General features: G+C 72.8%; 15 protein-coding genes. 7 read left to right on the plus strand and 8 right to left on the minus strand.

What is annotated here, in order from left to right; translation table 11 throughout:
* Nucleotides 1–23 precede the first annotated feature (23 nt).
* Nucleotides 24–1,895: an ABC transporter ATP-binding protein gene (locus tag AB0B01_RS05990; protein ID WP_361713356.1), complete on the minus strand. Its 1,872-nt coding sequence runs from the start codon at nt 1,893–1,895 to the stop codon at nt 24–26.
* A gap of 86 nt (nt 1,896–1,981) precedes the next feature.
* On the opposite strand from AB0B01_RS05990, the gene AB0B01_RS05995 reads away from it, so the two are divergent.
* From AB0B01_RS05995 to AB0B01_RS06010, 4 genes are all read left to right on the plus strand, one after another.
* Nucleotides 1,982–2,443: a MarR family transcriptional regulator gene (locus AB0B01_RS05995; protein WP_361713358.1), complete on the plus strand. Its 462-nt coding sequence runs from the start codon at nt 1,982–1,984 to the stop codon at nt 2,441–2,443.
* Nucleotides 2,444–2,500: 57 nt separating this feature from the next.
* The gene (locus AB0B01_RS06000) at nt 2,501–5,524 is read left to right on the plus strand and encodes an FAD-binding and (Fe-S)-binding domain-containing protein (protein WP_361713360.1); all 3,024 of its coding nucleotides are present in this window, start codon (nt 2,501–2,503) and stop codon (nt 5,522–5,524) included.
* Between the two features lie 103 nt (nt 5,525–5,627).
* Nucleotides 5,628–7,466 (plus strand): ABC transporter ATP-binding protein, encoded by a 1,839-nt coding sequence (locus tag AB0B01_RS06005; RefSeq protein ID WP_361713362.1) that lies wholly within the window; start codon nt 5,628–5,630, stop codon nt 7,464–7,466.
* Complete coding sequence (locus AB0B01_RS06010; protein WP_361713364.1) at nt 7,463–9,244, plus strand: ABC transporter ATP-binding protein; 1,782 nt, start codon at nt 7,463–7,465, stop codon at nt 9,242–9,244. The genes AB0B01_RS06005 and AB0B01_RS06010 overlap by 4 nt, the downstream gene beginning before the upstream one ends.
* 56 nt (nt 9,245–9,300) lie before the next feature.
* Here AB0B01_RS06010 and AB0B01_RS06015 read toward each other — a convergent pair whose 3' ends face one another.
* Nucleotides 9,301–10,092, minus strand: coding sequence for a metal-dependent hydrolase (locus AB0B01_RS06015; RefSeq protein ID WP_361713366.1), 792 nt, complete (start codon nt 10,090–10,092; stop codon nt 9,301–9,303).
* A gap of 144 nt (nt 10,093–10,236) precedes the next feature.
* Between AB0B01_RS06015 and AB0B01_RS06020 the strand changes: the two genes are divergently transcribed.
* From AB0B01_RS06020 to AB0B01_RS06030, 3 genes are all read left to right on the plus strand, one after another.
* Entirely contained in the window at nt 10,237–12,759 is a 2,523-nt protein-coding gene (locus AB0B01_RS06020; protein ID WP_361713368.1) for a DUF3516 domain-containing protein, read from the plus strand.
* Nucleotides 12,760–12,838: 79 nt separating this feature from the next.
* The gene (locus tag AB0B01_RS06025) at nt 12,839–13,753 is read left to right on the plus strand and encodes an acyl-CoA thioesterase II (protein WP_361713370.1); all 915 of its coding nucleotides are present in this window, start codon (nt 12,839–12,841) and stop codon (nt 13,751–13,753) included.
* A gap of 8 nt (nt 13,754–13,761) precedes the next feature.
* Nucleotides 13,762–14,163, plus strand: a complete 402-nt coding sequence (locus tag AB0B01_RS06030; protein WP_361713372.1) for a YchJ family protein — start codon at nt 13,762–13,764, stop codon at nt 14,161–14,163.
* Here AB0B01_RS06030 and AB0B01_RS06035 read toward each other — a convergent pair.
* From AB0B01_RS06035 to AB0B01_RS06060, 6 genes are all read right to left on the minus strand, one after another.
* Nucleotides 14,127–14,939 carry a DUF6397 family protein gene (locus AB0B01_RS06035; RefSeq protein ID WP_361713374.1) on the minus strand — a complete coding sequence of 271 codons (813 nt, stop codon included), beginning with the start codon at nt 14,937–14,939 and terminating at the stop codon, nt 14,127–14,129. The genes AB0B01_RS06030 and AB0B01_RS06035 overlap by 37 nt on opposite strands.
* 115 nt (nt 14,940–15,054) lie before the next feature.
* Entirely contained in the window at nt 15,055–15,453 is a 399-nt protein-coding gene (locus AB0B01_RS06040) for a roadblock/LC7 domain-containing protein (protein ID WP_361713376.1), read from the minus strand.
* 146 nt (nt 15,454–15,599) lie between these two features.
* A complete protein-coding gene (locus tag AB0B01_RS06045; RefSeq protein WP_361713377.1) occupies nt 15,600–16,229 on the minus strand; it encodes an ATP/GTP-binding protein in 630 nt (209 codons plus the stop codon).
* Nucleotides 16,229–16,609, minus strand: a complete 381-nt coding sequence (locus AB0B01_RS06050; RefSeq protein ID WP_361713379.1) for a DUF742 domain-containing protein — start codon at nt 16,607–16,609, stop codon at nt 16,229–16,231. The genes AB0B01_RS06045 and AB0B01_RS06050 overlap by 1 nt, the downstream gene beginning before the upstream one ends.
* Nucleotides 16,610–16,625: 16 nt before the next feature.
* Nucleotides 16,626–17,072: a roadblock/LC7 domain-containing protein gene (locus tag AB0B01_RS06055; protein ID WP_361713381.1), complete on the minus strand. Its 447-nt coding sequence runs from the start codon at nt 17,070–17,072 to the stop codon at nt 16,626–16,628.
* Complete coding sequence (locus AB0B01_RS06060; RefSeq protein ID WP_361713382.1) at nt 17,069–19,723, minus strand: nitrate- and nitrite sensing domain-containing protein; 2,655 nt, start codon at nt 19,721–19,723, stop codon at nt 17,069–17,071. Before AB0B01_RS06060 ends, AB0B01_RS06055 begins: the two co-directional genes overlap by 4 nt.
* Between the last annotated feature and the right edge of the window lie 10 nt (nt 19,724–19,733).

The following is a 19,733-nucleotide window of genomic DNA, read 5'->3' on the forward strand; positions in this document are numbered from 1 at the left end:
AGGCTCAGATGTCGGTCATACGATCACACGTTCACCGGGGCCGGTTCGGTCGCTTCACCGGCGCCCGGGGCCTCCGGCGTGAGCGCCGCTTCCCGGTCCCGGCGCACCAGGGCCGCGTACCGGCCGTCCGCCGCGAGGAGTTCCTCGTGGGTCCCGCGCTCGGCGATCCGGCCCTTGTCCAGCACCACGATCTGGTCGGCGTCGCGGACGGTGGACAGCCTGTGCGCGATGGTGATGGTGGTGCGGCCCTGCGACAGGTTGTCGATGGCCCGCTGCACGGCATGCTCCGTACGCGTGTCCAGTGCGCTGGTGGCCTCGTCGAGGATCAGCACCGGCGGATCGCGCAGGATGGTGCGGGCGATGGCGAGGCGCTGCTTCTCCCCGCCGGAGAAGCGGTAGCCGCGCTCGCCGACCAGGGTGTCGTACCCGTCGGGCAGGGACTCGATGTGGTCGTGGATCTGCGCGGCGCGGGCCGCCTCGGCGATCTCTTCGTCGGTGGCGTCCGGCTTGGCGAAGCGCAAGTTGTCGGCGACGGAGGCATGGAAGAGGTAGGTCTCCTGGGAGACCACGCCGATGGAGCGGGCCAGCGAGTCGAAGTCGAGGTCGCGCACGTCCACCCCGTCGAGGGCGACCCGCCCGCCGGTCACGTCGTAGAGCCGGGGCACCAGGTAGCTCAGGGTGCTCTTGCCCGAGCCCGTCGGGCCGACCACGGCGAGGGACCCGCCCGCCGGGACGGTGATGTCGATGCCCGTCAGCGTCGGTCCGTGCTTGGCGTCGTAGGCGAAGTACACGTCCTCGAAGGACACCTCGCCCTTGGCCCGGTCCAGCCGCACCGGGTCCGGGCGCTCGGTGATGTCCACCGGCAGGTCGAGGTACTCGAAGATCCGCGAGAAGAGGGCGAGGGACGTCTGTATCTGCACGCCGGTCGACAGCAGGCTCACCGCGGGCCGGAACAGGCCCTGCTGGAGGGTGACGAAGGCGACGAGGGTGCCGACCGAGAGCGAGGGGGCGCCGGACTGGAGGGCGATGCCGGCGGCCCAGTAGATGAGCGCGGGCATGGCGGCCATGACGATGCCGATGGTCGACATCCGCCACCTCCCCGCCATGCTGGAGCGCACTTCGAGGCCGACCAGCTTCTCGGACTCCTCGGAGAAGGAGCGGGTGAGCGAGTCGGCGCGGCCCATGGTGCGGCCCAGGAGGATGCCGCTCACCGACAGGGACTCGGTGACCGTCGCGGCCATGGCGGCCATCTGCTTCTGCCGCTGGAGGGTGATCTTTTTCCGCTCGCGGCCGACCCGTCGGCTGATCCACACGAACAGGGGCAGCAGGAGCAGCGAGACGAGCGTGAGGCGCCAGTCGAGCGCGAGCATCGCGACGATGGAGGCGATCACGGCCGTCAGGTTCGAGACCAGGGAGGTCGCGGTGGAGGTGACCGTGGCCTGCATGCCGCCGATGTCATTGGCGATGCGGGACTGCACCTCGCCGGTGCGGGTGCGGGTGAAGAAGGCCAGCGGCATCCGCTGGAGCTGGGCGTACACCGCGGTGCGCAGGTCGTGCATGACGCGCTGGCCCACGGTGGTGGATATCAGGGTCTGGAGCACGCCGAAGACGCTGGTGACGACGGCGGTGAGGATCATGCCCAGCGCGAGCAGGCTGAGCAGCCCGGTGCGCCCCTCGGGGATGGCGACGTCCAGGATCTCCTTCAGCAGGAAGGGCGAGGCGACGGCGACCAGCGAGGAGGCGCAGACGAGCAGCCCCACGACGGCGAGGCGGCCGCGGTAGGGGCGGAAGAGGCCCACGATCCGGCGCAGCTGCCGGGGCTGCTCGGCCGGGGCGGGGCGATCGGGGTCGAGGGATTCCTTCGATGGGGTCCAGTTCGGTTCCTCGGGGCGCATGGGCCTCCTTCTGACGAGACTCGCACGAGCATAGCTCATTGTTACCTATACTCACAATGAGCCTGGTCCTGGTACTGTTCCCCAGTATGAGCACCGCTTCCGAAACCGACAGCACAGACGGCGTGCTCGCCGAACAGCTGCTGCGGCTCACCCGCCGGCTCCACCGGATCCAGAAGCGCCATCTGGAACCGCTCGGCATCACGCCTGCCCAGAGTCGGCTCCTGCGCCTCGTCTCGCACTACGACGGGGAGCAGCCGCCCCGGATGGCGGATCTCGCCGCCCGCCTCGAAGTGGTCCCCCGCGCCGTGACCACGCTGGTGGACGGCCTGGAGGCCGCCCAATGCGTGCGCCGCTCCCCCGACCCGGCGAACCGGCGCGTGATACGGATCGAGCTCACCGACACGGGCCGCGCCACGCTGCGGCAACTGCGCAACGCGCGAACGGACGCTGCAGAGGAGATCCTGGCTCCGTTGACCACCGGGCAGCGCGAGGTGCTCGGCGGCCTGCTGGACGCCCTCACGGACGCCCCGACGGGGCGCCGCTGCTGAGCGTCGCCACGAGTCGGCTCGCCCGGACTGGGCCGAACGAGTAGCGAGAGGTCGCGCATGCCGCTGCTGGAACCGAAGCCCGGAGCGCTGCGGCCGCACCGCGTCGCCGGCCCCGCCCCCGACCGGGTCCCCGAACACCGGGCCGCCGGCACCCCCGAGCCGCTGCGGAGCGAGCTCATGCAGCTGCTCGGCGCCGACAAGGTGCTGTGGAAGGTCTCCGACCTGGTCCGCTACGCCTCCGACGCCTCCCCGTACCGGTTCGTCCCGCAGGCCGTGGTGATCGCCGAGGACCTGGACGACATCTCCGCCGTGCTGTCGTACGCCCACGGCCGCGGGCGCGAGGTGGTCTTCCGCGCCGCCGGCACCTCCCTCAACGGGCAGGCTCAGGGCGAGGACATCCTGGTCGACGTACGCCGCCACTGGGCCGGGATCGAGGTCCTGGAGGACGGCCGGCGCGCCCGGATCCGGCCCGGGACCACCGTGGCGCGGGCCAATGCCGCGCTCGCCCGCCACGGCCGCGTGCTCGGCCCCGACCCGGCCAGCGCCCTCGCCTGCACCCTCGGCGGTGTTGTCGCCAACAACGCGTCCGGCATGACGGCGGGGACCACGAGGAACGCGTACCGCACGCTCTCCTCCCTCACCCTCGTACTGCCCGGCGGCACCGTCGTGGACACCGCCGACCCGCTCGCCGACGAGGAACTCCTGCGCGCGGAGCCGGCGCTGTGCCGCGGCCTGATGGAGATCAAGGCGGAGATCGAGGCCGATCCGGAGCTGGTGGCCCGGATCCGGACCAAGTACGAGATCAAGAACACCACCGGCTACCGGCTGGACGCATACCTGGACGGCACCACGCCCGTGGAGATCCTGCGCGGGCTGATGGTCGGCTCGGAGGGGACCCTCGGCTTCATCGCCGAGGTCGTCCTCGACACCCTGCCGCTGGAGCGCGAACGCACCAGCGCCCTGCTGTTCTTCCCCTCGCTGCCCGCCGCGGCCGCCGCCGTACCGCTGTTCAGCGAGGCGGGAGCCCGCGCCGTGGAGGTGATGGACGGCAACACGCTGCGCGCCTCCGTCGCCGTCGCGGGCGTCCCCGGCGACTGGGCGGACCTGCCGAAGGACACCACCGCCCTGCTGGTCGAGTTCCGCGCCGCGGACGAGGCGGGCCGCGCCGCGTACGAGCGGCGGGCCACCGAGATCCTCGGCCGACTGGACCTGGTGGCTCCGGTGCCCTCGGTCACCAACGCCCTCACCCGGGACCCGCACACCATCGAGGGCTACTGGAAGGCCCGCAAGGCCTTCGTCACCGCCGTCGGCGGATCCCGCGCCCGCGGCACCACCCTGATCACCGAGGACTTCGCGGTACCGCCGTCCCGGCTGGCCGAGGCCTGCGAGGCGCTGCTCGCGCTCCAGGCCGAGCACGGCTTCGACGCGGCCGTCGCCGGGCACGCGGCCCACGGCAACCTGCACTTCCTGCTCGCCTTCGACGCGGCGCGGCCCGCCGAGGTGGAGCGGTACGCGGCCTTCATGGACGACTTCTGCCGCCTGACCGTCGAGCGGTTCGACGGCTCGCTGAAGGCCGAGCACTCCACCGGGCGCAACATCGCCCCCTTCCTGGAACTGGAATGGGGGCCGAAGGCCACCGGGCTGATGTGGCGCACCAAGCGGGTCGTCGACCCGGACGGGGTGCTCGCCCCGCGCATCCTGCTGGACCGGGATCCGAAGGCCCACCTGCGCGGGCTGAAGACCATTCCGCAGGTGGAGGCGGTGGCCGACCCCTGCATCGAGTGCGGCTTCTGCGAACCGGTCTGCCCCAGCAAGGACCTGACCACCACCCCCCGCCAACGGATCGTGCTGCGGCGGGAGATGATGCGCCAGCGGCCCGGCTCCCGGGTGCTGGACGGGCTGCTCGACGCGTACGGGTACGACGCGGTGGACACCTGCGCGGCCGACGGCGGCTGCTCCCTGGCCTGCCCCGTCGGCATCGACACCGGTGCACTGGTGAGGGACCTGCGCCGCCGCCGGCACAGTGCGCGCGAGGAGCGTGCCGCCGAACTCGCCGCCCGGCGGTTCAAGGCCGTCGAGGGCGCCGCGCGGCTGGCCGTGGCCGCCGCCGACCGGATCCGCGACCGGGTCGGGGACCGTGCGGTGGAGGCGCTGACGGAGGCGGTGCGCAGGGCCGTACGGCCCGACCTGGTTCCGCGGTGGCTGCCGCAGCTCCCGGGCGCGGCCGCAGCTGGGCTCCCCGTGACGCGGCGGGTGGGGGCTGCGGCCGTGTACTACCCGGCCTGCGTCAACCGGATCTTCGGCGGACCGGGCGGAAAACACGGCGGCCACGGCGGACATGGCGGCCATGCCGGCAACGGCGAACACGGCGGCCGTGGCGAACCCTCCCTGCCGGAGGCCGTGGTGGCCGTCTCGGAGCGGGCCGGGAAGCCGGTGTGGATCCCCCCGGACGTCACCGGCACCTGCTGCGCGACCATCTGGCACTCGAAGGGGTACGAGGCCGGGAACCGGGTGATGGCCAACCGGATCGTGGAGGCGGCCTGGGGCTGGACGGCGGGCGGGCGGCTGCCGCTCGTGGTCGACGCGTCGTCCTGCACGCTGGGCCTCGCGCACGAGGTGGTCCCGTACCTCACCGACGACAACCGGGTGCTGCACGACGAACTGCGGATCGTCGACTCCGTCGTGTGGGCGGCGCGGGAACTGCTGCCGGAGCTGGAGATCCGGCAGGTCGCGGACTCGGCGGTGCTCCATCCCACCTGCTCGATGCGCCACTTGGGCGATGAGGGCGACCTGCGGGCGGTGGCCGGCGCGTGCGCGGGCGAGGTGGTGGTTCCGCTCGACGCGGGCTGCTGCGGTTTCGCGGGCGACCGGGGCATGCTCCACCCGGAGTTGACGCGCGCGGCGACCGCCCAAGAGGCCGCGGAGGTCGGGGAACGGGAGTTCGACCTGCACTTGTCGGCGAACCGGATGTGCGAGGTCGCGATGGTCCGGGCCACCGGCCGCGCCTACCACTCGGCGCTGCTGGCTCTGGAGCGCGCCACCCGGCGCGGGAGCCCGCGCCCCGCCGACGGCCCGCGGTAAACCCCGTTGCGTCAGCCCTTGGCCAACGCAAAATCGATTGCCGGGGACCGGCCCGGAACGCGAACCTTGCACGGTTTGAACCACTCGACCGTCATGGGGCGTCATGCAGATCAGCGATCTTCCCTATCCGGATCCCGGGGTACCCGACGCCCGCTCCGGTCCGCGCTTCCTGGTGTGGCTCGGGCGCGGCCAACTCGGCGCACAGGTCAAGAGCCTGTGCTGGGGGCTGGTGCACTTCTGCGGTGTCGCCGGACTGCCGTACACGGTGGGCCTGGGGGTCGACGCGGTCGTGGAGCCCGACGGCTCCCGGCTGCTGCTGGTCGGCGGGCTGCTGCTCGTGATCGGCACCGCGATCTCGGTGGGCGACACCATGCTGCACCGGACCGCCGTCACCAACTGGATCACCGCCGCGGCCCGCGTGCAGCAGCTGCTCGCCCGCAAGACCGCGGAGCTCGGCTCGGCCCTGACCCGGCGCGTGGCGGCCGGCGAGGTGGTGGCGGTCTCCACGGGTGACGTGGAGAAGATCGGCTGGTTCGTCGAGGCGGTCTCGCGCTTCCTCGCCGCCGCCTTCGCCGTCGTCGCCATCTGCGTCGGCCTGCTGTTCTACGCGCCCGCGATCGGCGTCGTGGTAGCGATCGGCGTCCCCGTACTGGCCCTGTCCGTGCTGCCGCTGCTGCCGCGCGCCACCCGGCGTGCCGACGTGCAGCGCGAGAAGGCGGGCAAGGCCACCGAACTGGCGTCCGACACCGTGGCGGGCCTGCGGGTCCTGCGGGGCATCGGCGGTGAGGAACTCTTCCTCGGCCGCTACCGCGAGGCCTCGCAGGACGTGCGCGAGGCCGCCGTGCGCAGCGCCCGGATGTGGGCGCTGATCTCGGCGATCCAGGTGCTGCTGCCGGGAGCGCTGCTGATCACGGTGGTCTGGTACGGCTCGGCGCTCGTGCTGGACGGCCGGCTGGCGGTCGGTGAACTCGTCGCCGCCTTCAGCGCGGTGGCCACGATGCTCTACCCGCTGCGGCACTTCGAGGAGATCGCGATGGCGTACTCCTTCTCCCGGCCCTCCGCCCAGCGGGCCGCCCGGGTGCTGGCGCTGTCGCGGACGGAGGCCTCCGCGCGACCGACGGCTCCCGCGCGGGCCGCGCAGGCCCCGGCGGCGGGCGGTGACCTGTACGACCCGGTGACCGGGCTGCTGGCCCCGTCGGGGCTGTTCACCGCCGTGGTGTGCGGGGACCCGGACCTGGCGGGCCGGCTCGCCGAACGCCTCGGCGGCCATCCCGCCGACGGCAGCGGTCCGGCCGAGGGAGCGTCGGTGCTGCTCGGCGGGGTCGCGCTGGACGACCTCGCGCTGGACACGGCGCGCACGCTGGTCCTCGTACAGGACAAGGATCCGGTGCTGCTGTCGGGGACGCTGCGCGAGCTGTTCGACGTACCGGCGTCCGGGGCGGTGGAGCCCGCGGCGGCGCTCGCCGCCGCGCAGTGCGCGGACGTCCTGGACGCGCTGCTGCAGTCGGCGCCGGACGGCGTGGACGATCCGATGGACGCACGGATCACCGAGCGCGGCCGGTCACTGTCCGGCGGCCAGCGCCAGCGGCTGGCCCTGGCCCGGTCCCTGTCGACCGATCCGGAGGTGCTGGTCCTGGACGAGCCGACCTCGGCGGTGGACTCGCACACCGAGGCACGGATCGCCGACGGGATCGCCGCCCTGCGGGCCGGGCGCACCACGGTGGTCCTGGCCTCCTCGCCGCTGCTGCTGGACCGCGCGGACCGGGTCGTCCTGATCCACGAGGGCGCGGTCGCGGCGAGCGGTACGCACCGGGCGCTGCTCCAGGCGGAGCCGCTCTACCGGGCGGTCGTCACCCGCGAGACCGACGAGGAGCAGCGGCTCGCCCGCGTGGAGATCGTCCGGCTGGAAGAAGAACTCACAGAGATCGAGGAATCGGCATGATCGGCGTGGCGCCACCGGAACACGATCCGGCGGCCCCCGAATCGGCCGCCACCCTGCCCGTGGGCACGCCGGCGACCGTACGGGGCTATGTGCGCGGCCTGCTGCGGCGGCACCGGCGGGCCTTCGCGGTGCTGGTGACCGTCAACGCGGTCGCGGTGATCGCCTCCATGGTCGGCCCCTCTCTGCTGGGCCGGGTCGTGGACGAGCTCGCGGCGGGGGCGCGCGAACTGCATCTGGAGCGCGTGGCGCTGTTGTTCGCGCTGGCGCTCGCCGTGCAGACCCTGTTCGTCCGGCTGGTGCGGCTGCGCGGGGCGATGCTCGGCGAGGAGATGCTCGCGGACCTGCGCGAGGACTTCCTCGTGCGGTCGGTGGGGCTGCCGCCGGGCGTACTGGAGCGGGCGGGCACCGGTGACCTGCTGTCCCGGATCACCACCGACATCGACCGGCTGGCCAACGCGATGCGGGAAGCCGTGCCGCAGCTGGCCGTCGGGGTGGTCTGGGCCGGACTGCTCTTCGGGGCGCTCACGGTGACGGCGCCGCAGCTGGCGCTGGCCGTGCTGGTGGCGCTTCCCGTACTGGTGGGCGGCTGCCGCTGGTACTTCCGGCGGGCGCCCTCGGCGTACCGGTCGGAGGCGGCGGGGTACGCGGCCGTCGCGGCGGCGCTCACCGAGACGGTGGACGCGGGCCGCACGGTCGAGGCGCACCGCCTGGGGCCGGGCCGGATCGCGCTGTCGGAACGGCGGATCAAGGAGTGGACGGCATGGGAGCGGTACACGCTGTTCCTGCGGTCGGTCCTCTTCCCCGTCGTCAACGTCACCTTCGTGACGATCCTCGGGGCCGTGCTCATGATCGGCGGCTACTGCGTGCTGCACGGCTGGATGTCGGTCGGGCAGCTGACCACGGGTGCGCTGCTGGCTCAGATGCTGGTCGACCCGATCGGCCTGATCCTGCGCTGGTACGACGAGCTCCAGGTGGCCCAGGTCTCGCTGGCCCGGCTGGTGGGCGTACGGGAGATCGAGCCGGACGCGGGCGACGCGGCAGTGTCCCCGGCCGGGCGGGAGGTGCGGGCCGACGGGGTCCGGTTCGGCTACCGGGAGGGCGTGGACGTTCTGCACGAGGTGTCGATGTCGGTGCCCTCGGGGACGCGGATGGCGCTGGTGGGGCCCTCGGGTGCGGGCAAGTCCACCCTGGGCCGGCTGCTGGCGGGCATCTATGCTCCGCGGACCGGCGAGGTGACCCTGGGCGGGGCCCGGCTCTCGCACATGCCGGCGGAGCGGGTCCGGGAGCAGGTGGCGCTGGTCAACCAGGAGCACCACGTGTTCGTGGGCACGCTGCGGGACAACCTGCGGCTGGCACGTACCGGAGCAGGGGACGCGGAGCTGTGGGCCGCGCTCGGCGCGGTCGACGCGGACGGCTGGGCCCGGGCCCTGGAAGCGGGCCTGGACACCGAGGTCGGCTCCGGCGGGACGGCGCTGACCCCGGCGCAGGCCCAGCAGATCGCGCTGGCGCGGCTGGTGCTGGCCGATCCGCACACGTTGGTGCTGGACGAGGCCACCTCGCTGCTGGACCCGCGCGCCGCCCGGCACCTGGAGCGCTCGCTGGCCCGGGTGCTCGACGGCCGTACGGTCATCGCCATCGCCCACCGCCTGCACACGGCGCACGACGCGGACGTGATCGCGGTCGTCGAGGGCGGCCGGATCAGCGAGCTGGGCTCGCACGACGAGCTGGTCGCCGCGGACGGGGCGTACGCGGCCCTGTGGCGGTCCTGGCACGGCTGACGGCAGGACCGGCGGTCGGGCGGGCGGGACGCGGGCGGCGCCTGGATTCCCCCGGGCTAGATGAACCCGAGGGCGGAGGCGCCGCCCACGCCGCCGAGCAGCATGAACACGGGCATCAGGAGCTTGAGCTCCACCCAGCTGCCCGCGCGGAAGCGCATTCCCTTCGGCGGACCGATGGGGTACCAGCGCTTCCCCGCGATCGGTACGGGCCACAGGATCGGGCAGCCGGAAACCGTCAGGGCGTCGCCGATGTCGTGGACCAGGGCGCCGAGGACGACGGGCAGGCCCAGCCACAGGTACTCCTGGCCGGGACCGGTGAAGAGCCAGCCGGCGCCGTTGCCCGGCTGGTCGAGGACGCCGGCCAGGATCCAGGCGCTGGTGGCGCCGAGCAGCCAGACGAGCACGTCGCTGGACATCCGGGCGGCCCGCCACAGCAGGCCTTCGACGGCGAGCACCAGGTGCACGAAGAGCAGGACGAGCACGCCCCAGCGGTCGGTGGTGGCCGCGAGCACGGAGGAGCCGGCACCGATGAGGACGGCCCATAGCCAGGTGTGCGTCAGCGTGCGGTGGCCGCCGCTGCGGCGGGCGTCCTTCGGGGCCCGGGTGGCCTTGTAGACGGCGTAGGAGATCTTGTCGACCACCTCGCACAGTCCGCGGGACAGCGGCCCGAAGGCGCGCGAGATCGTCGCCGACTTGTGGTCGAGGTCGGGCGCGAGGGCCGCGCCGGCGCAGATGAGCGCGCCGACGACGAGGACCGGCCAGGGCATCGGGTGCCCGGCGGCCGCGGCGGCCGCTCCGACCCCCAGCCAGGCTGCCGCCCCGGACAGTGAGTGCGCCGGACCCATCATGGTCGTTCCCCGCCCAGTCATGTGGTGTTCGGGCCCCGTTGACGGTGTCGATCGGGCCCGGTCAACGGCACAGCGTACCGGCGATGATCTTCGATCCTTCCGCCGGTTCCCTCATCCGGGGGGAAGCCAGGCAAGATGGGGGGTGTGACCCTCATTGATCAGCTCCCGCCCGACGCCGACCCCGACGCCCTCTTCGAGGCTTTCTCCTCGTGGGCGGAGGATCAGGGCATCACCCTGTACCCGGCTCAGGAGGAGGCGCTGATCGAGGTCGTCTCCGGAGCGAACGTGATCCTGTCCACTCCGACCGGCTCCGGCAAGAGCCTGGTCGCGGCCGGCGCGCACTTCACCGCGCTCGCCCAGGACAAGGTCACCTTCTACACCGCGCCGATCAAGGCGCTGGTCTCGGAGAAGTTCTTCGACCTGTGCAAGCTGTTCGGCACGGAGAACGTCGGCATGCTGACCGGCGACGCCTCGGTCAATGCCGACGCCCCGGTGATCTGCTGCACCGCGGAGGTGCTGGCCTCCATCGCCCTGCGCGACGGCAAGTACGCCGACATCGGCCAGGTCGTGATGGACGAGTTCCACTTCTATGCGGAGCCGGACCGCGGCTGGGCCTGGCAGATCCCGCTGCTGGAGCTCCCGCAGGCACAGTTCGTCCTGATGTCCGCGACCCTCGGCGACGTGAAGCGGTTCGAGGAGGACCTGACCCGGCGCACCGGCCGCCCGACCTCGGTGGTCCGCTCCGCGACCCGGCCCGTCCCGCTGTCGTACGAGTACGTCACCACGCCCATTACGGACACCATCACCGAGCTGCTGGAGACCCGGCAGGCTCCGGTCTACATCGTGCACTTCACCCAGGCCCAAGCGGTCGAACGGGCGCAGTCGCTGATGAGCATCAACATGTGCACCCGCGAGGAGAAGGACAAGATCGCGGAGCTGATCGGCAACTTCCGTTTCACCACCAAGTTCGGCCAGAACCTCTCGCGCTACGTGCGGCACGGTATCGGCGTGCACCACGCGGGCATGCTGCCCAAGTACCGGCGGTTGGTGGAGAAGCTGGCCCAGGCGGGGCTGCTGAAGGTGATCTGCGGTACCGACACCCTCGGCGTCGGCGTCAACGTCCCGATCCGCACGGTGCTGTTCACCGCGCTCACCAAGTACGACGGCAACCGGGTGCGGACGCTGCGCGCCCGTGAGTTCCACCAGATCGCCGGCCGGGCCGGACGCGCCGGCTTCGACACGGCGGGCTTCGTGGTCGCCCAGGCACCCGAGCACGTCATCGAGAACGAGAAGGCGCTCGCGAAGGCGGGTGACGACCCGAAGAAGCGCCGCAAGGTGGTGCGCAAGAAGGCTCCCGAGGGCTTCGTCGCCTGGTCGGACACCACCTTCGAGAAGCTGATCGCCGCCGACCCGGAGCCGCTCACCTCCCGCTTCAAGGTCACCAACATCATGCTGCTGTCGGTCATCGCCCGGCCGGGCGATGCCTTCCAGGCGATGCGGCACCTGCTTGAGGACAACCACGAGCCGCGCAAGGCACAGCTGCGCCACATCCGCCGGGCGATCGCCATCTACCGCTCGCTGCTGGACGGCGGCGTGGTGGAGAAGCTCGACACCCCGGACGCGGAGGGCCGCACCGTCCGGCTCACGGTCGACCTCCAGCAGGACTTCGCACTGAACCAGCCGCTGTCCACCTTCGCCCTGGCCTCCTTCGACCTGCTCGACCCCGAGTCCCCCTCCTACGCGCTCGACATGGTCTCGGTCGTGGAGTCCACGCTGGACGACCCTCGCCAGATCCTGGCGGCCCAGCAGAACAAGGAACGCGGCATCGCCGTGGGCGCGATGAAGGCCGACGGCGTCGAGTACGAGGAGCGGATGGAACGGCTCCAGGACGTCACCTATCCCAAGCCGCTCGAAGAGCTCCTCCTGCACGCCTACGACGTGTACCGCAAGAGCCACCCGTGGGTCGGCGACCACCCGGTCTCCCCGAAGTCGATCATCCGCGACATGTACGAACGCGCGATGACCTTCACCGAGTTCACCTCCTTCTATGAGCTCGCCCGCACCGAGGGCATCGTGCTGCGCTACCTGGCCAGTGCGTACAAGGCGCTCGACCACACCATCCCGGACGACTTGAAGTCCGAGGACCTCCAGGACCTCATCGCCTGGCTGGGCGAGCTCGTCCGCCAGGTCGACTCCAGCCTCCTCGACGAGTGGGAGCAGCTGGCGAACCCGGAGGTGGAGACGGCGGAGGAAGCCCAGGAGAAGGCCGACCAGGTCAAGCCGGTCACCGCGAACGCGCGCGCCTTCCGCGTCCTGGTCCGCAACGCCATGTTCCGCCGGGTGGAACTGGCCGCCCTGGACCGCATCGACGAGCTGGGCGAGCTGGACGGCGAGTCGGGCTGGGACGCCGACGCGTGGGGCGAGGCCATGGACGCCTACTGGGACGAGTACGACGACCTGGGCACGGGCCCCGACGCGCGCGGCCCGAAGCTGCTGCAGATCGAGGAGGACCCGGCCCACGGTCTGTGGCGCGTCCGCCAGACCTTCGCGGACCCGGCCGGGGACCATGGCTGGGGCATCAGTGCCGAGGTCGACCTCGCCGCGTCCGACGAGGAGGGCCGGGCGGTCATCCGGCTGACCTCGGTCGGCGAACTCGGCGCGCTCTGAGCTCTCCCGGACTCCGTCCGGGAGAGCGCCCCACCCGCCAGCGACCCGCCCTGCCGGGCCCGACAGTGGAGAACCCCTGATGACGAACCCCGCCGAGAGACTGGTCGATCTGCTCGACCTGGAGCAGATCGAGGTCAACATCTTCCGCGGCGCCAGCCCGCAGGAATCCCTCCAGCGGGTCTTCGGCGGGCAGGTCGCCGGCCAGGCCCTGGTGGCCGCCGGCCGCACCACCGAGAGCGACCGCCCGGTCCACTCCCTGCACGCGTACTTCCTGCGCCCCGGCATCCCCGGGGTGCCGATCGTGTACCAGGTGGAACGGGTGCGCGACGGGCGGTCCTTCACCACCCGGCGCGTCACCGCGGTCCAGCAGGGCAAAACGATCTTCAATTTGACCGCCTCCTTCCACCATCCGGAGGAGGGCAGCATCGAACACCAGCTGCCTCCTCGCCTCGACTTCCCCCACCCGGACACGCTCCCGAAGGTCGTCGACGAGATCCGCGAGCACTTGGGCGCGCTGCCCGAGGCCCTGGAGCGGATGGCCCGCCGCCAGCCGTTCGACATCCGGTACGCGGACCGGCTCCGCTGGACCCCCGAGGAGCTCAAGGACGCCGATCCGCGCAGCGCGGTGTGGATGCGAGCGGTCGGGCCGCTGGGCGACGACCCGCTCGTGCACACCTGCGCCCTCACCTACGCCAGTGACATGACCCTCCTCGACGCCGTGCGCATCCCCGTGGAACCGCTGTGGGGCGTGCGCGGCTTCGACATGGCCTCCCTGGACCACGCGATGTGGTTCCACCGGCCGTTCCGCGCGGACGAGTGGTTCCTGTACGACCAGGAGTCACCCATCGCGCACGGCGGCCGGGGCCTGGCCCGGGGCCGCATCTACGACCTGGAGGGCAGGCTCCTGGTCTCCGTGGTCCAGGAAGGCCTCTTCCGCCCGTATCCCCACCCCCCGGCCGCATCCCCGTCGGCCGAACCGAACCCGGAGAACTGAGCGCATCCATGACCTCCCCGGCCCTCCCCTGTCCCTGCGGGCTGCCCGCCGCCTACCCGCAGTGCTGCGGCCGCTTCCACTCCGGTGAGCGCCAGGCGCCCACCGCCGAGCTGCTGATGCGCTCCCGCTTCAGCGCCTTCGCCGTCGGCGACACCGCCTACCTGCTGCGCTCCTGGCACCCGGACACCCGGCCCGGCCGGCTCGACCTGGATCCCGGACAGCGCTGGCTGCGACTGGAGATCCTCGCCGCCGAGCGCGGCGGGATGTTCGACACGGAGGGTTCGGTGGAGTTCCGGGCGCACTACCGCGAGGGCGGGCACACCGGTTCCCTGCACGAGCACAGCAGCTTCACGCGGGAGGGCGGGGCCTGGGTCTACGTCGGCCCCCTCTCCCCCGTCGACTTCGACTGACCCCGGGCCCCGCTGAGCGCGAAGTCCAGACTGGTGCGGTACCAGTCGATCTCGTCCGGCGGCCCGGCCCGCAGCAGCCGGACCGCCACGGCCGCCGCGGCCGGAATCTGCGGGTGCCCGTACGGCGGGGGCGGAGCGAGCGCGGCGAGCACGGTCCGCTCCGCCGGGTCGGGCACTGCCTCGCACACCTCGTCCTCCGGGAGCACCGAGGCCAGAACGGCAGCCCGCTCCCAGGGGTCGGCGGTTCGTCTCAGCAACAGCCCCACATGCCGGGCGCGCCACGCCCGCGGGCGCAGATCCGCCTTGGCCTCCATCAGCTCCCGGTCCCCCGGGGGCGCACTCCCCCGCAGCATGCCGGGCTCCCGGGCGGCGAACTGCCTCAGCTCCTCGGCGAGATAGAGCCACACCACCGCCCGGTACCGGTTGATCCGGTAGCCGACCGGGGTGAGGTGTCCGCACCGGGCCAGCCGGGTGAACCGGCCGGGGCTGATGCCCAGTACACCTCCCGCGGCCTCCGCTCCGGCGACGGTCTCGACCTGCGCCCGCAGTGCCTGCGGAAAGCCCTCGGCGGATGTGACCCGGTCCAGCTCGGCCTGCGCATAGGCTGCGCCTGCGCCGCGCACCGACGGCTCGGGACGTACGAGCCCCAACTGAACGGCCCGGGCGAACTCGCTCCGGCTGAGCCCCAGTTCCCCGGCGGCCCGGGCCCCGCCCACGATCCGCTGCGATGGCACTTCCACCCGTACGGCCTGAGCGGCTTCGACTGCAACCTTCATGACGGTCCTCCCCCACGCGTGGCGACCGCGATCGCGATCACTCTGTGTAAAGACCGTAACTCAGTGCTACGACAGCCGGCCAGGCCTGTGGATAACTCTGCCGGGCACCCTGGACTCAGCCTCCGGTGATCCGTCGTTCCGCCACGCCCAGGTGCTCGCCGACCCGGTTGACCAGCAGCGTCATCTCGTAGGCGACCTGCCCGATGTCCGCCTCGTCGGCGCTGAGGACGCACAGGCTGCTCCCCGCGCCCGCCGCCATGACGAACAGGACGCCTTCGTCGTACTCGACCATGGTCTGGCGTACCTCGCCGGCCCGGAAGTGCCGTCCCGATCCCTTCGCCAGGCTCTGCAGACCCGCCGCCACGGCCGCCAGATGCTCCGCGTCCTCCCGGGCCAGCCCGGCGCTCGCGCCCGTCACCAGGCCGTCGTTGGACAGCACCACCGCATGCCGGACCTGCTGGACCCGGCGCGTGAGGTCGTCCAGGAGCCAGTCGAGCTGCTTGTCCAATGCCATGTCGAGCCCCTCCCCGTCGACGCCGCCTCCGTGGCCGCGCCCCACCCCGCGTAGTAGTGCCCGCCAGCCTTCCCCACCAGCGGCTTTGGGGCAAGGTGATGTCCTCGTGGCGAGGAAGATGGCGCAAGAGCCGTGCGCGGCCCGGTTCACACCGGACCGGCCTGCGGCTCCACCGAGTCCAGAAGTCGGGCCGTGTGCACCCTGCCTGCGTACTCGACCAGCCTGATCAGCACTTCCTTCCCCGAGTCCTTGTCCCGTGCGTCGCACAGCACCACCGGTGTCCCGTGCTCCAGGTCCAGCGCCCGCGCCACCTCGTGCGCGCCGTAACCGCGCGCGCCCCTGAAGCAGTTGACGGCGACCACGAAGGGGATCCGGCGGTGCTCGAAGTAGTCCACCGCCGGAAAGCAGTCCTCCAGCCGCCGGGTGTCGGCGAGCACGACCGCCCCCAGCGCGCCCTGGGACAGCTCGTCCCACAGGAACCAGAACCGGTCCTGGCCCGGCGTACCGAACAGGTAGAGCGCCAGCCCGGACCGGATGGTGATCCGCCCGAAGTCCATGGCCACGGTCGTGGTCGTCTTCTGCGCCACCCCGTCCGTGTCGTCGACCGTCTCGCCCGCCTCGCTGAGCAGTTCCTCCGTCCGCAGCGGCCGGATCTCGCTGACCGCGCCGACCAGCGTGGTCTTGCCGACGCCGAAGCCGCCCGCCACGAGAATCTTCAGCGCGAGAGAAGCCAGTTCACCGTCCGCTCCGGCCCCGGTTCCGTCCTCGTGTCCCATCACAGCGCTCGCAATCCCTCGATGACTTCACGCAGAATCCGCTCGTCCGGCAACCGGGCGGGCGGCACCGGCCGGCTCACCTTGACGTGCCCCGCCTCCAGCAGGTCCCCGAGCAGCACCCGCACCACGCCCACGGGCAGGTCCGCATCGGCGGCGAGTTCCGCCACCGACTGGGTCTCGGACCGGCAGAGCCCGAGCAGCGCCCGGTGCTCGGGGCCGAGCAGCGACTCCGCCGCGGGGTCCGTGCCCCCCGGATCCACGACGACCAGCGCGATCAGGTCGAACCGGACACCGTGGGGTCCCGGCTTCGTCCGTCCGCCCGTCATCGCGTACGGGCGGACGAGCGGGCCCGCGTCGGCGTCGTACCACTGGCCTTCCATGTGCCGGACCGCCGCCTCAGCCCGCGGCCGGCGGCTGCGCCGCGAACCGGGGCGGGGTGTAGAGGTGCTCCCCGACCCGCTTCACCAGCCGGGCCATCTCATAGGCGATCAGCCCGATGTCGGCGCTGGCTGCGCTGAGCACGGCCAGGCACGAACCGTCCCCGGCGGCCGCGACGAAGAGGAAGCCCTCGTCCATCTCCACCATCGTCTGGCGCACGCCCCCGGCGTGGAAGTGCCGGCCCGCGCCCTTCGCCAGACTGTGGAAGCCGGAGGCGACGGCCGCCAGGTGTTCCGCGTCCTCACGGCTGAGCGCGCTGGACGCGCCCACCGCCAGCCCGTCGTTGGACAGGACCACGGCGTGCCGGACCTCGCGGACCCGGACCACCAGGTCGTCCAGCAGCCAGTCCAGTTCGCCGGACCGGCGCCCGCCGTCGAGGCTGCTGCTTCTGTGGTGTTCGATCATCGCTGCTCTCCTTCGCCGCCTGCGTGGGCGGAGTTCTCCTGGGCCCCGCGGACCCAGCCGGCCCGGTAGGCCGCCATACGGTCCCGGGCCTGTTCCGGGCTGCGCCCCGGCGCGTCGGCCCCGGGGAGGTGTGAGCCCGCCGGCTCTTCGGCGGCGGGAGCCTCGCGCAGCTGCGGGACCAGACTGGCCTGCCGTACGCGGCGCGGAAGTTCGGCGGCCGCTGCCTCTGCCGGTGCCCGTGCCGGCCCCGAGGGGGTACGGGGAGCGGCGCCGCCTGAGCCGCGCGGCCGCAGCGGTGCCACGGAGGCCGGGCGGGGCTGCTCCTCCCGTACGACCGTCATCACGGGCGCGGGCGCAGGTACGGGCGCCGGCGCGGGCACGGGCGCGGGCGCAGGTACGGCTCCCGGCGCGCGCGGCTGCTGCTTCGGCGTCGCGACCGGTTCAGGGGGCTGCGCCGGAGCCGCCGCTGCGCCCGGTGTGACCACCGTGCCGAACGTGCCGGATGCGCCTGATGCGCCCGATGCGCCTGCGGTTCCCGGGGAGGAGGCCGCCAACACGCCCTGGAGCAGGGAGTTCGGCAGCAGCACCACCGCGGTCGTGCCCCCGTACGGTGACGGGCGCAGGTGCACCTTCACCCCGTGCCGGGCGGCGAGGCGGCTGACCACGAACAGTCCGAGCCGGTCGCTGTCGAAGAGGTCGAGCGCCTCGGACTGTTCGATGCGCCGGTTGGCCTCGTGGAGGGATTCGGGGCCCATGCCGAGCCCCCGGTCCTCGACCTCCAGCACGTATCCGGCGCCGACGGGCTCGCCGCTGACGTGGACCTTGGTGTGCGGCGGTGAGAACTGGGCGCCGTTCTCGATGAGTTCGGCGAGCAGGTGCGTGAGGTCGGCGACGGCGCCGCCGATGACCGCCGCCTCGGCCAGTTGCCGGACCTCGATCCGCGGATAGTCCTCGATCTCCGACACGGCGGCGCGTACGACATTGGTCAGCGGCACCGGCATCCGCCAGGCCCGCCCCGGGGCCGCGCCCGACAGGATGATCAGGCTCTCGGCGTGCCGGCGCATCCGCGTCGTGAGGTGGTCGAGGCGGAACAGGTCGCCGAGCTCGCCGGGGTCGTCGGCGCGCCGCTCCATCGAGTCGAGCAGGGTGAGCTGCTTGTGCACCAGGACTTGGCTGCGCCGGGCGAGGTTGACGAAGACCCCGCTGACTCCGCTGGCCAGCTCGGCCCTCTCGACGGCGGCGCCGAGGGCCGCCCGGTGGACGGTCGCCAGCGCCTCGCCGACCTGGGTGATCTCGTCGTCGGCAGCCGGTCCCGGCGGGGTCTCGGCATCGACGTCGATCTCCTGGCCTGCGCGCAGCCGGTCCATGGCGTGCGGGAGTTTGCGGTGGGCGATCTCCAGCGCGGTGTTGCGCAGCGAGACGAGCTCGACGAGGAGGGCGCGCCCGATGCGTACGGAGATGACGAGGGAGGCGGCGACGGCGGCCAGGCCCAGCAGCACGGCGGCTCCGGCCGGGCTGAGCGCGCCCCGGGCGAAGGAGTCGCTGCGGGAGACCGCCGCGGTGTGCGCCGCCTGCTCGATCTCCCGGATCGAGCTGCTGATGCCGGTGTACGCGGCGTCCCATCCCGCGGGTGCACCGCGGACGTCCTTGGCGGCTCCGGCGGCCTGCACCCGGTCCTCGGCGGCGGTGAGCTCGGCATAGGCGGCGCTCTTGGCGACGGACTGCCAGGCGTCCTGCTGGGCGGTGGGCAGGTCGGCGGTGGAGCTCGCGACGAGGGCGCGGCGGGTCTCGATGACCGCGGTGAGACGCCGAAGCGTTTCGGCGGTGCGCGGGCCCGGTACCGTCAGCAGCGCGTCCTCCCGCGCGAGCAGTTCGCCGGCGCGGGCGAATTCGAGCAGGACACGGGCGTCGGGGCCGAGTTCGGCCCGCTCACCGCCGGCGAGGGAGCCGCTGACGGCCAGGGCGGTGTCGAGGACGTGCGTGTACGTCTCGTAGGCCGCGTCGGGGGTGGCGCGGCGGTCCGCGATCTCCTTGCGGGCGGATCCCAGCCCCTCGGCGGCGGCGACGAAGGCGTCGAGGCGGACGACGACGTCGCTGCGGTAGTCGCCGGATTCGGCCACGGTGTGGCGGTCGCCGAGGCGCAGCCGCGCCACGGCCGCATCGGTGCGGCGCGACTGCTGATCCAGAGCGCCGTCCTGGCCGGCAGCGGGGTCGGCCAGGTGGCGCAGGGCCGCGCGCCGTTCGGCTTGGAGCTCGGTGACGGCGGCGACGACGGGGGTGCGGACCTGGGCGTCGACCCGCTGGACCCGGCTGAGCCGGGCGATGTCCTGGGCGGTGCTGACGGTGGCGAAGCCCCAGAGGGCGAGCAGCGAGACCACCGGCACCATCAGCAGGGAGACGATCTTTGCGCGGACGGTCCGGGGACGCAGTCCCCGCCGCGGGCCGGGTGCGGGGGCGCCGCCGGGCGCGGGTGGCGCGTGCCCGCTCCCCCGCGCCGCGTCCTGCCCGACCGCGCTCTCCCATGCCGCGGTGTCCTGCTCTGCCGCCCGTGCTTCGTCGGCGGGCGGTCCGGCGTGGGCCCGGCGCCCGCGTACCGGCGGCGCGGGCAGTTGCGGCGCCGCCGCTGCCGGTTGTCTGCGGGGAATGCGCATGGGCTCCTCG

The sequence above is a fragment of the Streptomyces sp. NPDC044571 genome, assembly GCF_040647115.1.
GTDB lineage: Bacteria > Actinomycetota > Actinomycetes > Streptomycetales > Streptomycetaceae > Streptomyces.